The sequence below is a fragment of the Rhodococcus sp. NPDC078407 genome (genome assembly GCF_044542515.1).
GTDB lineage: Bacteria > Actinomycetota > Actinomycetes > Mycobacteriales > Mycobacteriaceae > Rhodococcoides.
Genome location: NZ_JBITUQ010000022.1, coordinates 1 through 13,776 on the forward strand (window position 1 = coordinate 1; position 13,776 = coordinate 13,776).

General features: G+C 64.1%; 17 protein-coding genes. 13 read left to right on the forward strand and 4 right to left on the reverse strand.

Annotated features, from left to right (window positions below; translation table 11 throughout):
• Positions 1–151 precede the first annotated feature (151 nt).
• The gene (locus ACIGGF_RS19540) at positions 152–1,294 is read right to left on the reverse strand and encodes an acyl-CoA dehydrogenase family protein (protein WP_397522821.1); all 1,143 of its coding nucleotides are present in this window, start codon (positions 1,292–1,294) and stop codon (positions 152–154) included.
• A gap of 96 nt (positions 1,295–1,390) precedes the next feature.
• Between ACIGGF_RS19540 and ACIGGF_RS19545 the strand changes: the two genes are divergently transcribed.
• The 6 genes from ACIGGF_RS19545 (at position 1,391) to ACIGGF_RS19570 (ending at position 4,844) form a co-directional block, all read left to right on the forward strand.
• The gene (locus ACIGGF_RS19545; RefSeq protein WP_397522822.1) at positions 1,391–1,972 is read left to right on the forward strand and encodes a TetR/AcrR family transcriptional regulator; all 582 of its coding nucleotides are present in this window, start codon (positions 1,391–1,393) and stop codon (positions 1,970–1,972) included.
• An 81-nt stretch (positions 1,973–2,053) separates the two neighbouring features.
• Positions 2,054–3,073 carry an LLM class flavin-dependent oxidoreductase gene (locus ACIGGF_RS19550; RefSeq protein WP_397522823.1) on the forward strand — a complete coding sequence of 340 codons (1,020 nt, stop codon included), beginning with the start codon at positions 2,054–2,056 and terminating at the stop codon, positions 3,071–3,073.
• An 85-nt stretch (positions 3,074–3,158) separates the two neighbouring features.
• The gene (locus ACIGGF_RS19555; protein ID WP_397522824.1) at positions 3,159–3,965 is read left to right on the forward strand and encodes a transglutaminase family protein; all 807 of its coding nucleotides are present in this window, start codon (positions 3,159–3,161) and stop codon (positions 3,963–3,965) included.
• Between the two features lie 114 nt (positions 3,966–4,079).
• Positions 4,080–4,250 (forward strand): CsbD family protein, encoded by a 171-nt coding sequence (locus ACIGGF_RS19560; protein ID WP_027495724.1) that lies wholly within the window; start codon positions 4,080–4,082, stop codon positions 4,248–4,250.
• An 89-nt stretch (positions 4,251–4,339) separates the two neighbouring features.
• Positions 4,340–4,597, forward strand: a complete 258-nt coding sequence (locus tag ACIGGF_RS19565) for a lipopolysaccharide assembly protein LapA domain-containing protein (protein WP_397522825.1) — start codon at positions 4,340–4,342, stop codon at positions 4,595–4,597.
• 28 nt (positions 4,598–4,625) lie between these two features.
• Positions 4,626–4,844: a hypothetical protein gene (locus tag ACIGGF_RS19570; protein ID WP_397522826.1), complete on the forward strand. Its 219-nt coding sequence runs from the start codon at positions 4,626–4,628 to the stop codon at positions 4,842–4,844.
• Here ACIGGF_RS19570 and ACIGGF_RS19575 read toward each other — a convergent pair.
• The 3 genes from ACIGGF_RS19575 to thiD form a co-directional block, all read right to left on the reverse strand.
• Entirely contained in the window at positions 4,841–6,346 is a 1,506-nt protein-coding gene (locus ACIGGF_RS19575; protein ID WP_397522827.1) for a Mur ligase family protein, read from the reverse strand. The two genes, ACIGGF_RS19570 and ACIGGF_RS19575, sit on opposite strands and share 4 nt — an antisense overlap.
• Positions 6,343–6,648, reverse strand: coding sequence for a hypothetical protein (locus ACIGGF_RS19580; RefSeq protein ID WP_397522828.1), 306 nt, complete (start codon positions 6,646–6,648; stop codon positions 6,343–6,345). The genes ACIGGF_RS19575 and ACIGGF_RS19580 overlap by 4 nt, the downstream gene beginning before the upstream one ends.
• A gap of 103 nt (positions 6,649–6,751) precedes the next feature.
• Positions 6,752–7,543 (reverse strand): bifunctional hydroxymethylpyrimidine kinase/phosphomethylpyrimidine kinase, encoded by a 792-nt coding sequence (thiD, locus tag ACIGGF_RS19585; protein ID WP_397522829.1) that lies wholly within the window; start codon positions 7,541–7,543, stop codon positions 6,752–6,754.
• 195 nt (positions 7,544–7,738) lie between these two features.
• Here thiD and ACIGGF_RS19590 point away from each other — a divergent pair, with 195 nt between their 5' ends.
• From ACIGGF_RS19590 to ACIGGF_RS19620, 7 genes are all read left to right on the forward strand, one after another.
• Positions 7,739–8,176: an SRPBCC family protein gene (locus tag ACIGGF_RS19590; protein WP_397522830.1), complete on the forward strand. Its 438-nt coding sequence runs from the start codon at positions 7,739–7,741 to the stop codon at positions 8,174–8,176.
• Between the two features lie 35 nt (positions 8,177–8,211).
• Complete coding sequence (locus ACIGGF_RS19595) at positions 8,212–9,492, forward strand: APC family permease (RefSeq protein ID WP_397522909.1); 1,281 nt, start codon at positions 8,212–8,214, stop codon at positions 9,490–9,492.
• On the forward strand, positions 9,489–11,081 hold the full coding sequence (locus ACIGGF_RS19600) for a phytoene desaturase family protein (RefSeq protein ID WP_397522831.1): 1,593 nt from the start codon (positions 9,489–9,491) through the stop codon (positions 11,079–11,081). Before ACIGGF_RS19595 ends, ACIGGF_RS19600 begins: the two co-directional genes overlap by 4 nt.
• A gap of 144 nt (positions 11,082–11,225) precedes the next feature.
• Positions 11,226–11,582 carry an STAS domain-containing protein gene (locus ACIGGF_RS19605; RefSeq protein WP_397522832.1) on the forward strand — a complete coding sequence of 119 codons (357 nt, stop codon included), beginning with the start codon at positions 11,226–11,228 and terminating at the stop codon, positions 11,580–11,582.
• 31 nt (positions 11,583–11,613) lie between these two features.
• On the forward strand, positions 11,614–12,003 hold the full coding sequence (locus ACIGGF_RS19610; RefSeq protein ID WP_397522833.1) for an STAS domain-containing protein: 390 nt from the start codon (positions 11,614–11,616) through the stop codon (positions 12,001–12,003).
• A gap of 28 nt (positions 12,004–12,031) precedes the next feature.
• Positions 12,032–12,484, forward strand: coding sequence for an ATP-binding protein (locus ACIGGF_RS19615; RefSeq protein ID WP_397522834.1), 453 nt, complete (start codon positions 12,032–12,034; stop codon positions 12,482–12,484).
• 17 nt (positions 12,485–12,501) lie between these two features.
• The gene (locus ACIGGF_RS19620; RefSeq protein ID WP_397522835.1) at positions 12,502–13,776 is read left to right on the forward strand and encodes a PP2C family protein-serine/threonine phosphatase; all 1,275 of its coding nucleotides are present in this window, start codon (positions 12,502–12,504) and stop codon (positions 13,774–13,776) included.

Here is a 13,776-nt window from a genome sequence, read left to right on the forward strand (position 1 = left end):
ACCTTCTCCACCGCCGCCTCACCCGAGGGATGCTCCGCACCCGCGAGACGTTTACGAAGATCGGCCAATTTACCCGCAGTGGTATGGATATCGGGTTCGGTTGTCGTCATGCACATTTTCCCTACGTCGTATGGACAGCGAGCGAGAAGAGTCAGCTGGTTGCGAGTGAACGAGCGATGACCAGACGCTGAATCTGGTTGGTGCCCTCGAAGATTTGCGTGATCTTGGCGTCACGCATGTACCGCTCGACGCGGAAGTCTCTGGTGTAGCCGTAGCCGCCGAACACCTGTACCGCATCGGTGGTCACCTTCATGGCCGCATCGGTCGCGATCAGCTTGGCCACAGAAGCGTTGCGGGAGTAAGGAAGTCCCGCGTCCCGGCGGCGAGCCGCATCGAGATAAGTGGCGCGGGCGGAATCGACCGCCGCCGCCATGTCGGCCAGCACGAAGCCCAGCCCCTGATGGTCGATGATCTTCTTGCCGAACGCCGTGCGCTCCTGGGCGTATTTCACTGCGTCGTCGAGTGCCGCCTGAGCGATTCCCACTGCAACAGCGGCGATTCCGAGCCTCCCGGCATCGAGCGCACTGAAGGCGATCTGCAACCCCTGACCCTCCGCTCCGATACGCCATTCGGTAGAGATATGCACGTTGTCGTAGTGCGCCGACGTCGTCGGGATCGCATGCAACCCCATCTTCTCCTCGGGCTTACCGAAGCTCAGACCCTCGGTTCCGTTCGGTACGAGGAAGCACGAGATTCCCTTCGAGCCCTCACCGGTGCGCGCGAAGAGGTTGTAGAAGTCGGCCCTACCGCCGTGCGTGATCCATGCCTTGGACCCGTTGACGGTGTAACCACCGTCGGTTGCCGTGGCCTTACAGCTCAGCGCGGCAGCGTCCGAGCCGGCCTGCGCCTCGGACAGAGAGTAGGCACCGATCTGCGATCCGCCGAGCATGCCGGGAAGCTTGTCTGCCTTCTGCTGATCCGTACCGAACGCCATCAGGGGATAGCAGGCCAGACCATGCACGCTCACCGCGACGGCAACGGCCGCCCATCGTGACGCCAGTTCTTCGAGTACCTGCAGGTACACCTCGTACGGTTGGCCTCCACCGCCCCACTCCTCGGAATACGGCAAGCTCAGCAGTCCCGCTTCGCCCAAGGTGGCGAACACCCCGTCCGGGTAGGTCTCGTTGCGTTCGTGGTCGTCGACGATCGGGTCGAGCACCTTGTCTGCCACGTCGCGGGTCAGAGCGAGAAGGTCGCGCGCTTCGGCAGTGGGCAACAGGCGATCGACGGGCACGGACAACCTCCGGGACGTTTTCGGCATCAGTACTGCAGGATGATCCGCAGTACTGATGCACAGTACTGCACAACTCGATGCAGTACCATCCTTGGTGTGAACGCACCCGTGACCTCGCATGCCACGGCGCGCCGCTCCGAACTCTTCGACCAACTCGTGAGCCTGTTCTTGGCCGAGGGGTTCGCCCACCTGACACTCGACACCATCGCGGCCCGGCTCCGCTGCTCCAAATCCACCCTGTACACCCTGGCGTCCAGTAAAGATCAGCTCGTCGGCGGAGCCACGGTGCACTACTTCAAGTCCATGACCACCCAGGTGGAAAACGCAGTCGCCGAGGTGGACGGCACCCGCAATCGCATCACCACGTACCTCACCGCCGTCGGCGCTGCTCTGGAATCGGCATCGGAACAGTTCATGACCGATCTGGCATCACTGGAAGCGGCTCGTTCGGTATACGAGCGCAACACGGCAATCGCCGCCCGGCGTGTACAGGAGTTGATCAGCGAGGGGGTGGCGAGCGGTGAAGTGCGCGATGTCCACGCCGCCTTCGTCGGCGATGTGGCCTCGTCGGTGATGGTTCGGATCCAAACCCGCGAGGTGCTTCGTCTGACGGGACTGTCCGACGGCGATGCGTACCTCGAACTGGCGAAGTTGTTGACAGCAGGCATCGGAGCATAGGGCAGAGGCCGGGGAATGAATCGACCCTGCCGTGCGCTGACTCCTACGAACATAGTTGATCCTTCAATGAGAGAGCACGCTATGAAGAAGATCGGTTTTCTGTCCTTCGGACATTGGTCACCGTCCGCGCAGTCACAGACCAGATCGGCGTCCGACGTTCTGTTGCAATCGATCGATCTTGCGGTGGCGGCCGAGGAACTCGGAGCCGACGGGGCGTACTACCGCGTTCACCATTTTGCCAATCAGCTCGCGTCGCCGTTTCCTCTGCTCGCCGCCGTCGGCGCGAAGACGAGCACCATCGAGATCGGCACCGGCGTCATCGACATGCGATACGAGAATCCGTTCTACATGGCCGAGGACTCGGGCTCTGCCGATCTCATTTCCGGCGGACGGCTTCAACTCGGGATCAGCCGAGGATCGCCCGAGCAGGTGATCGAGGGATATCGATACTTCGGCTACGCCCCCGCGGAGGGCTCCGATCATGCAGAGATGGCCCGCGAGCACACCCGCATCTATCTCGATCTGCTCGAAGGAAAGGGCTTCGCTCAGCCGAACCCACGGCCGATGTTTCCCAACCCGCCCGGCCTGCTGCGCCTCGAACCGCACTCCCCCGGTTTGCGCCAGCGCATCTGGTGGGGTGCCGGTACCCGTGAGACCGCCGAGTGGACGGCACGCCAGGGCATGAACCTGATGAGCTCGACCCTGCTCAGCGAAGACACCGGAGTGCCCTTCCATCAGCTGCAAGCCGAGCAGATCGAACGCTTCCACAAGACGTGGAGCGACGCCGGTCATGATTTTGCACCGCGAACATCGGTGAGCCGCAGCATCTTTCCGATCGTGAACGACCTGGATCGAGCGTACTTCGGCCGCGAGGGCACCGGCGACGACCAGGTGGGCTATCTCGACGGCGGCAAGGCTCGCTTCGGCAAGACCTACGCGGGCGAGCCCGATCGGCTGATCGAAGAACTGGCGGCGGACGAGGCGATCGCAGCCGCAGACACCCTGCTGCTCACAGTCCCGAATCAGTTGGGTGTGGAGTACTGCGCACACGTTCTCGAAACGCTGCTCCGCGATGTGGCACCCGCCCTGGGGTGGCGCTGACCACCGAAGCGATGGAACGCGGTTGGTTTCGGCGGATACGGGTACTGGCAGCGAGTTCACACCCCACCACCTGCCAGGAGTACCAGTGCTCAAACGTGACGTGTCCGCGCGCCTCGATGTAGACATCACCGCCGCCACCACACTCGAATTCCAGATCGCGATTGCCCCGCACCCGGGCACGACGGTCACCGAATCATTGTCCTTCGTTCTCGACGGCAACCCCATCGAGGCGAAGGAAGTGAGCGGGCCGCACGGTAATCGGATTCACGTCATGCCGGCCGACGTCGGCAATCTGCAGGTCTCGTACGACGCCACGATTCTGGGTAACACCAGCCCGGCACCGGTGACCGATTACGACATGTCGCTCTATCTCCGACCGAGCCGATACGCCGAAGCAGACAAGTTCTACGGATTCGCCGCCACCGAATTCGGAGACTACGCGGACTCGGAGGAGCTGCTGGCCAAAATTTCGGCGTGGGTGGGTGCACGACTGAATTACGTTCCAGGAAGCAGTGATCCGATCGACGGTGCCGTCGACACGCTGCTCGCCGGGCAGGGTGTGTGCCGCGACTACTCACACTTGGTGGTCGCGATGCTCCGAGCTGTCAACGTCCCCGCTCGTCTCGTGGCCGTCTACGCACCCGGTTGCGATCCGATGGACTTCCACGCCGTCGCCGAGGCTTTCGTCGGCGGCCAATGGCGTGTTGTGGATGCCACCTGCCTCGCCCCTCGCTCGACACTGGTGCGCATCTCGGTCGGTCGCGATGCTGCCGACACCGCATTCCTCGACAACCACAAGGGTGCCATCACGCTGAACAGTTCGGTGGTCACTGCCGTGGTCGACGGCGAGCTTCCCCACGACGACATCACCGAGCTGGTCTCGCTCACATGAGCGATCCAACCTACGGGGTGATGTAGCTCACAGATTGACGGCGTTTGTTTTCGGCGCCGAAAACCGACTAAGTATCCGTTACCAACATTCACAGCCAACTGAAAGGCGAACACCATGAGCTTCATCGACAAGGCCAAGAACGCAGCAGAAGACGCCATCGGCAAGGCGAAGGAAGTTGTGGGCGACGCCACGAACAACAAGGACCTCGAGGCCGAGGGCAAGAAGGATCAGGGTTCGGCAGGCGTGAAGAAGGTCGGCGAGAACATCAAGGACACCTTCAAGTAACCCACCCCAGCTCATCGAGTGCCGCCGATCTCGATGATCGGCGGCACTCGCACTTCCACCCACCTTCAAGCCAAGAACGGATACCCCTCATGACTGCATCGACCGACACCACCACCACCAAGCGCCGCGGCGGATTCGCCTCGAAGTTAGCCCTGCTGATCACCCTCGTACTGGTTGCAGCACTGGTGATCTTCGTTCTGCAGAACACGGTGCACACCACGATCGACTTCCTGGGCTGGAACTTCGATCTCGCTCAGGGTGTGTCCCTGCTCGGTGCCGCTGTCGTCGGTGCCGTCATCACCCTCGCCGCAACCGCCGCCCTCAAAGTACGACGCGCAGTCCGCTGACCGCCTCGCCCACGACAGGACCCCGCCGATGATTCCCCTACTGGCACGCAAGTACCTGTACCGCTACCTCATCGTTGCGATCGGGCTTCCCATTCTCGCCCGGCTCCTGGCCTTCGCGGGGCAGAGTCTCGAAAAGCGAACGGGGAAAGACAATGTCGTCTCCAAGAGTTTGAAATCGGCCGGCAGATTCGCACAACGGCGAGCCGACAAGTCGCAGGGCAAGAAGTCTGCTGCCGCAGTCCGCTAGGCCGGGTTTCCGTAGAGTTCGTTCAACACATCACGCAAGACCGTTCGATCGTCGAACTCGATGATGTCGGTGCCGTACGCCTGCTCGGTATCGCAGCCTCGGCCCGCGACGACGACAACATCGTCGGGTTCGGCGATCGTCACTGCACGTGTCAGCGCACGCCGCCGATCCGGTTCCACCACGACCGTCGCCGAGTATGCCGAACGCGCACCCTCCGCCACCGCATTTCGGATAGCTTCGGCGTCCTCGGACAGCGGACTCTCGTCGCTGACGATCACCACATCCGCCAAGCTTGCCGCGGTGGCACCCAGGGGGAATCGTTTACCCGGATCGCGCTCGCCTGTTGCGCCGACGACCACGATGACCCGTCCGGGCACCAGGGTTCGTACGAACGGAAGCAGTCGACGCTGGCCCGCGGTGTTGTGCATGTAGTCGACCAGAGCGAGAAACGGTTGTCCGCCATCTATTTTCTCGAGCCTTCCGGGAATCGACCGCACCCGCTCGAACCCCGAGGCGACCACATCCAGATCTTTGCCTGCGGACAACGCCACAGCCAGGGCAGCCAGCGCGTTGCTCGCCTGGTGCGGACCGAGCAGGGGAAGTCGAACAGCGATGGATCCCGACGGAGTTCGTACTGTCATCGATGTACCCACGCCCGTGCACTCGATGTTGTCTCCGAAGACGTCCGCACGGTGATCGAGTGCCGACCACGTCCAGCACGGTACCGCCACGAGAGCCGCGAGTCTCCTACCGTACGGGTCGTCCATACCCACTGCCGCGGCTGCCGTACGTCGAGCTACGAACAGCTCGGCCTTCGCGGCGAAGTAGTCGTCCATAGTGCCGTGATAGTCGAGGTGGTCGGGGCCCAAATTGGTGAACCCCACCGATCTGAAGCGCACACCGTCGACGCGATGCTCCGACACGGCGTGCGACGAGACCTCCACCGCGGCCGCAGTTGCACCCTCGTTCCGGAAGTCGCCGAGGGTGCGTTGGACGACAGCGGCCTCAGGGGTCGTTCGCGCGGTGGGTCGCCACGTCGACGGGCCGGCCAGACCGATGCCGGTCATGGTCCCGACGGTGTCGCCCGTCGACTCCAGTCCCGCTGCGAGCAGCAGTGCGGTACTCGTCTTTCCGTTGGTCCCGGTGACTCCGTAGACGTCCATGTCGTTGGAGGGGAACCGATGAATCAGTGCACAGACCGCGCCGGCACTGCGACGCGGATCTGCAACGAGGACCGTCGGCAGTACACTCGATGGCCTGTCGGACAGCACCGCAACTGCACCTCGCTCGTACGCCTCGCGCTCGAAGTCCAGCCCGTGACTGCGAGAACCAGGAAATGCGAGGTACAAGTCCCCCGGCACGACCGATCGTGAATCGTCGCTTGCTCCGGTCACCCGCACCGACTCGATGGGCAGGGGCGCTTCCACAAGTCGAGCGACATCGCCCAAGGTGATGCCGGCATGGGCCGCGGCGAAGAATTCGTCGGCGGCGGATTGAGTCAATGTCCCGCCGGGTCGGTCAATGTCTTGCCCTCCTGGGCCTTGACGCGTCTGCGCTCGAGCAAGACCAGCGAAATACCCGCCACCAGCAGAACCGGCGCGGCAATTGCCCCGATCCATACCCAACCGGTGAAGCCGTAACCTGCCGCGGTGAGGGTGAGACCGAGGCTCACCAACGCCACTCCGATGCAGATGTAGCCGGGCCAGTTGCGTGTGTCGACGATGGCTTCACCCGCGTGACCGCGGATGGTTCGGTCGTCGTCACGCGCCCCTGCGTCGGCTTCCCTCGAGTTCTCGTCTGCCATTTGGATCCCCTCCGGATGCGGACCGTTCGTCCCATTCGAGACGAACTGTTCACCTCGGCTGCCCGCTGGTGACCGGAGATAAACCTGAAAGTCGGTCGGGCGATCAGTCGTGCCAACTCACTGCAGCGAAGGGAGCGTTGCTCGCCAGTCGGCCGACTATGCCGGCGTGGGCGAAGTCCTTGGCCACGGCGACGGCCTCGGCCACGTCCGCGCCCTTGGCCAGCTCGGCGGTGATCGCTGCGGCGAACACGCAGCCCGCTCCCGACACGCGTTCCTCGCCTACTTTCGGAGCGCGAAGCACGGTGATATCGGATCCGTCGTAGAGGACGTCGACGGCCTCGTCGCCGGGCAACCCGGCACCGCCCTTGACCACGACGTAACGAGGTCCCAGGTCGGCAATCCTTCTCGCGGCCTCACCGACGTCGTCGACGGTGGTGATGTCGTCCATTCCGGACAGCGTCTGCGCCTCGAACAGATTGGGGGTGATCACCGTGGCGAGTGGGAGAATGTCACGCCGAAGGGCGTTGTCGGTGTCGAGAGCCGAACCTGGTTCTTGGCCTTTGCAGATCAACACCGGATCGACCACCACATGCCGCCACGGCTGCAGTCGCAACGAATTCGCCACCGTGTCCACGGTGCCCGGAGTACCGAGCATGCCGATCTTGACGACATCGAGATCATGTGCAGCCGTGGCGACCTCGATCTGATCTGCGATGACGGAACTGTCGATGGGAACGAATCGATGACCCCAGCTCGACTTCGGATCGAACGACACGATGCAGGTGATCGTGCCGACCCCGTAGACCCCGAGCCGCTCGAATGTCTTGAGGTCGGCCTGCAATCCGGCTCCGCCGGTGGCTTCCGAACCTGCGATGACATACGCAATTGTGGACATGGTTCCAGTATGACAATGCGAATCGGACCGCGATGGAGGTGGTCGCCATCGGATTGGGTACAGCGGATCCGGGGCATACGACAACCTCGGATCGTTTCGACGACCCGACGCCGCGTAGTTCATCGACTTCGAGCCCAGGAGTAGCGGCGCACGATCCACGATCGTGCGACACGACAGAAGTTCGGAGGCCGAACTGTGCCCACCAGCAGAAATACGACAGCCAGTTGCGAGGACGTGTGGAACGTCCTCGCCGACGGATGGAGCTACGCAACGTGGGTTGTCGGCGCTTCGCGCATTCGTGCCGTCGACACCGAGTGGCCCGCCGCCGGTAGCTCGATCCATCATTCGGTGGGTACCTGGCCTGCGGTGCTCAGTGACGTGACCCGCTCGGTGGGCGTACACGTCGGTCGTGAACTCCGACTCGAGGCACGGGCCTTGCCCTTCGGAAAGGCATCGATCACGGTGCGGTTGCACCCGATCGCCACCGGCTGCCGAATCGAAATCATCGAGCACGCGATCACCGCACCGTTCGACCTGGTGCCCGACGGCGTGCAGCACCTTCTTGCTCATCCGCGTAATGCCGAGGCCTTGCGTAGACTCGCCCTGCTGGCCGAGCGGTCCACTGCACCGTGAGCAATAGTCCACTGCGACAAGCAGTCTCGGGAAAGATGCTGTTCGTGTTCATTCTGGGCGATGTACTCGGTGCCGGAATCTATGCACTCGTCGGCGAGATCGCAGGCGAGGTCGGCGGGGCGATCTGGCTTCCGATGCTGGTGGCATTGTTGATGGCGCTGCTCACCGCAGCGTCGTACGCCGAGCTGGTCACCAAATACCCCCGGGCAGGTGGGGCTGCGGTATTCGCGCAGCAGGCGTACAAGAAACCGCTCGTGTCGTTCCTCGTCGGCTTCTCGATGCTCGCCGCCGGTGTCACCAGCGCAGCCGGACTGGCGCTGGCCTTCTCCGGTGACTATCTGGGCGTGTTCCTCGACGTGCCGGCGGGGCCTGCCGCAGTGGTGTTCCTGCTGTTGGTGGGGCTGCTCAATGCCCGGGGCATCACCGAGTCACTTCGCTCCAATCTCGTCATGACGGTCGTCGAGGTCTCCGGCCTGGTCGTCGTGATCGCCCTGGCCGGACTGGTCCTGAGCCGAGGCGACGGCACGCCCGCACGCGTACTCGAATTCACCGACGAGACGACACCGACGCTGGCCGTACTCGGCGCAGCCCTGCTGGCTTTCTATTCGTTCGTGGGGTTCGAGACCTCGGCGAACATCGCCGAAGAAGTCGAGGACGTGCGGCGGGTCTACCCCCGTGCCCTCCTCGGTGCCGTCACCGCTGCCGGTGTCGTGTACGTGCTGGTAGGGCTCGCAGTGTCAACCGTCGTGCCCGCCGAGACGTTGTCGGAGTCGACAGGCCCGCTGCTCGAGGTCGTCGCGGCCGCCGACGCCGGAATCCCACCGTGGGTCTTCAGCCTGGTTGCACTCGTCGCGGTTGCCAACGGCGCGTTGTTGACGATGATCATGGCCTCGCGCCTGACGTTCGGCATGGCGCGCGACGGATTGCTTCCGCGAGCACTGGCTCGAGTTCTTCCCGTCCGCAAGACACCGTGGACTGCCATCGTCGCCACCACGCTCGTCGCGATGATCCTGTGCACCACCGGATCGGTGGCGGCACTGGCCGAAACCGTCGTGCTGCTGTTGCTGTTCGTCTTCGTCAGCACCAACGTCGCAGTGCTCGTGCTCCGCCGCGATCGAGCCGACACCGACCATTTCCGCACGCCCACAGCACTTCCGGTGCTGGCGCTGATCACCTGCGCGGTACTGCTGACCCAGCAGTCAGCAGAAACGTGGCTACGCGCCGGGCTGCTTCTCGCGGTGGGCGTCGCGTTGTACTTCGTCGGTAGTGTTCTGGGCAACAGGACCACCACCGACCAGAGGAGCACCGTGCGATGACCACCACCGAGGTCGACGCGATCGTCATCGGCAGCGGTCACAACGGTTTGGTGGCTGCCGCAGCGATGGCCGACGCCGGTTGGGACGTCGTAGTTCTCGAGGCTGCCGAGCACTCGGGCGGTGCCGTGCGCAGCGCAGAGCTGATGCCCGGTTTCACCAGCGACCTCTTCAGCGCCTTTTACCCGATGGCTCGTGCATCGCCGGCTCTGACCGCACTCGAGCTGGAGCGCCACGGGCTGCAGTGGTCGCACTCCCCCGCGGTGTACGGGCACGCGCGGTCGCCGCAGGACACCGACGCGCCGGTGGTTCACCACGACGTCGAGACCACGGCCGCCATGCTGGCCGACCACGACGCGCGCGACGGCGATACGTGGCTGCGGCTCTTCGAGCAGTGGGAGCGCATTCGCGGGCCGCTGCTGGGTGCGCTGTTCGGACCGTTCCCTCCCGTTGCACCCGCAGCTCGGTTGGCGCGCACCCTCGGACTGTCCGAGACGTTGCGTTTCGTACGTTTCGCAGCCCTTCCCGCCAGGGTGATGGCGCACGAGTTGTTTTACAGCGACGCTGCGAGATGCCTGTTGCTGGGCAATGCCATGCACGGCGACGTACCCACCGATGCACCGGTGAGCGGAATGATGGGTTATCTGCTCACCATGCTTGCCCAGGATGTCGGTTATCCGGCACCGGTCGGTGGGTCCTCGGCGTTGACCGAGGCTCTTGTTCGCCGAGGTGCTGCATCGGGTGCCGAGCTGCAGTGCGGACAGCTGGTCGAATCCATCGACGTCCGCGGTGGCCGGGCACGTGCGGTGCACACGGCGGCAGGACACACGTTCCGCGCCCGCAGGGCAATAGTCGCCGACGTGTCGGCACCGGCGCTGTACGGCACTCTTCTCCCGTTCGATGCGGTGCCGCGACGAGTGCACGACGACCTGCGCACCTTCGAGTGGGACACCCCGGTAGTCAAGGTCAATTACGCCCTCGATCGCCGCATACCGTGGAACTCACCGACCTTGACCGACGCCGGCACGGTTCATCTCGGAGCGGACGACGACGGCCTCGTCCATTGGGCAGCCGATCTCACCACCGGCATTCTGCCGCAAAGCCCGTTCATGCTGTTCGGTCAGATGACCACGGCCGACCGAACCAGATCGCCGGAGGGCACCGAAAGCGCGTGGGCCTACACCCACCTTCCGCGAGGGGTCGTCGACGATGCATCGGCCGATACCGTGGCCGGCCGCGTGGACGCCGTCCTCGAGGCTCATGCACCGGGATTCCTGAGTTCGGTGGTCGGCCGGGTCGTCCAACGACCGAGCGATCTGCACGGAGCCGATCCCAACCTGCACGGCGGTGCGGTCAACGGCGGAACAGCACAATTGCAGCAGCAGTTGATCTTCCGCCCCACGCCCGGGCTGGGGCGGTCGGAGACACCGGTGGAGGGGCTGTTCCTGGGTTCGGCGTCGGCGCACCCCGGCGGAGGTGTGCACGGTGCTCCCGGCCTCAACGCTGCGCGAGCAGCGCTCGGTCAGCAAGGTGCGCGCGGGTGGATGAAGAAAAAGATCACCGGCTCACTCATCGACGTGCTGGCCAGGTGACGGCGTTATCGAACCGAGACTTTTCGTTACCGCTTCGATACACAGGATCGAGCCTTATGCAATCGTGGACTGACATCGTTGATCAGACAACAACTCAGCGCCTCGCACCACGCGGGACGGGCGCTTCGCGGAAGAGGTAACGACATGTCTACGAGCACTGCAACCATGGAACGCTCTCTTCGCGACGACGACAGCGTGTTCCGACTCGAGACGGTTCGCGACATGGATGGTTGCAACATCTTGCGAGCATTCGGCGAACTGGACATGTCCACCAGGGCAGAGTTCGTTCACAGCCTCGACCGCCTCGCATCCACCGCCGATCGGGTCGTGGTGGATCTGTCTCAGGTCTCCTTCATGTATTCGGGAGTCGCGAACGCGATCATCGACGCCACGTACGTACACCCGGGCAAGATCGCCGTCTTCGCACCGGCGCGGTCGGTGCGCATGGTTCTGGACGTGCTGGGTGCCGGCGGACTGATGATCGACGCCGCTCGTTCGTGAACTGCACTCGGTAGCAGGTAACGTCGAGACCATGTCAGAGGAGCCGACGGGCGGGCCGTTCGAGATCGTGTCGGCCGATCACGAGTCGACAACCGTTCTCACCGTCCGAGGAGAGTTGGATCTGGACACCATTCCGGCGTTGTCCGCCACTGCTTTCCCGGCGGCCGACACCGCTGACGGAGGATTGGTTGTGGACTTGACCGACGTCAGCTTTCTGTCCTCGAGCGCGATCACAGTCCTGGTGCGCGTCTGCGACCGACTACCGAGCGCCTCGCGCATGGCGTTGGTAGCCGTGAACGGCGTCGTCGTTCGGCCCGTACAACTCAGCGGAATCGATCGCGTGATGGCCACGTTCACCACCGTTCCGGACGCCGTGGCCCATGTGCGGTCGTCGACCCGCAGCGGCGAGGCCGAACGATGACATCACGATCAGGGCCGGGGTGCGCATCATGACCGCCGGCCCTTCAGGTCCCGTCCCGCAGCGCTGGAGCCACACGGCACAGGCCGAGTCGACGGTGGCCAGCGCTCTCCGACGACGCCTTCGCGGGTGGGTTCTCGAGCTCGGAGTGAACACCGCGCTGGTGGACGACATCGTGCTGGGAGTTTACGAAGCGCTCGCCAACGTCGTCGAACACGCGTACCAGGCATCCCCCGAACCCGGAACGATGACGATCACTGCGGCATACGACCACGAGACGCTCACCGTGACCGTCTCCGATACCGGAACGTGGAACCCGCCGACGCCGACTACCTCTCGTAGCCACGGTCTGCAACTGGCCGCAGCTGTCTCGGACGACCTGTCTGTCGACCATCGACCTGGTCTCGGCACCGTGGTGACCGCGACCTGGAGCAAACCGCTCGCCGCCGTCGGCTCTGCCGAATCGCCCCAACGCCCGCGCTGACCCGACCAGGAGTGCACATGACCGCATCGGCTGCCGAACTACTCGACTCCGCGCCGTGCGGAGTGTTCTCGGTCGACGTCGCCAGCGGCAAGATCCTGTATGCAAACGAGGCCGCCGCGCGCATCACCTCGCGCAACCGCGACGATCTCGAGGGAATTGCGGTCGCCGAGCTCTTCACCACCGAGTTCACGCCGGTTCTGGCCAGTTTGCTCGACGCGGCATCCGCATCGGACTCGGGCGTACCGATCGGGACCGCTGCGCACCTCGCCGGTGCACCGGGGCGAGCATCGTCCACGGCGGTGTCCGTCTTGGCCAACAGACTTCGTGCGCAGTCCGGGGCCCTGACCGTGACGATGACGCTGCACAACGAAACCGAACGCCGCGTGCGTGAAAAGGATCTGGTCGACGCGCGATTGAATGCCGAGGCAGCTCAGGACGACGCAGAAGCGGCACTCGACAGATCCCAGGACGCACTGGGAGCGTCGGAGGAAGCACGCAAGTTGGCGGAGGCCGAGCGCACTCAAGTGCAGATTCTGGCATCGACGCTTCAGCGAACTCTGTTGCCGCCGCTCCTGTCGGCACCGACGGGCATGAATGTCGCTGCCCACTACCACCCGGCGTCCATCGACGAGGTCGGTGGTGACTTCTACGACGTGTTCCCACTGGACAAGAACACGTGGGGCTTCTTCCTCGGCGACGTCAGCGGAAAAGGCGCGGGAGCTGCGGCCGTCACGTCACTGACCCGCTACACCCTGCGCGCTGCAGCGGTGTTCGACCGCGACCCCATCTCGGTTCTGGAAAATCTCAATACCGTTCTGCACCACGAGTTTCACGGCGACGACCCGAGGTTCTGCACCGTGGTGTTCGGCACCGTCACGCCGGGGCCGGACGGGGCGGAGGTACACCTCGCCAGCGGAGGACACCCGCCCGCCGTGCGTGTGACCCGCTCTGCCGGAGTCGATTTCGTCGATACTGCCGGTGGGCAATTGGTCGGTGCATTGTCCGAGCCCCACTTCGCATCGGCGACCGTCACGCTGGAGCCCGGTGACGTCATGGCCTTCTACACCGATGGACTCACCGAGGCGATCGTGGGACCCGGCCGAACTCGCTTCGACGACAACGGGAGTCTCGAGACGTTCGTCGCCGAGAAGGGGCCCACCACGGCGACGAAAATTGTCGACGACCTCACCGCCCTACTGGCCACGTTCGGCGATGGGCTGCAGGACGACGTAGCGCTCCTCGCGTTCGATGTACCGCTTCTCGCAGCCGACGCTGGGCCGATCGAGCAGTAG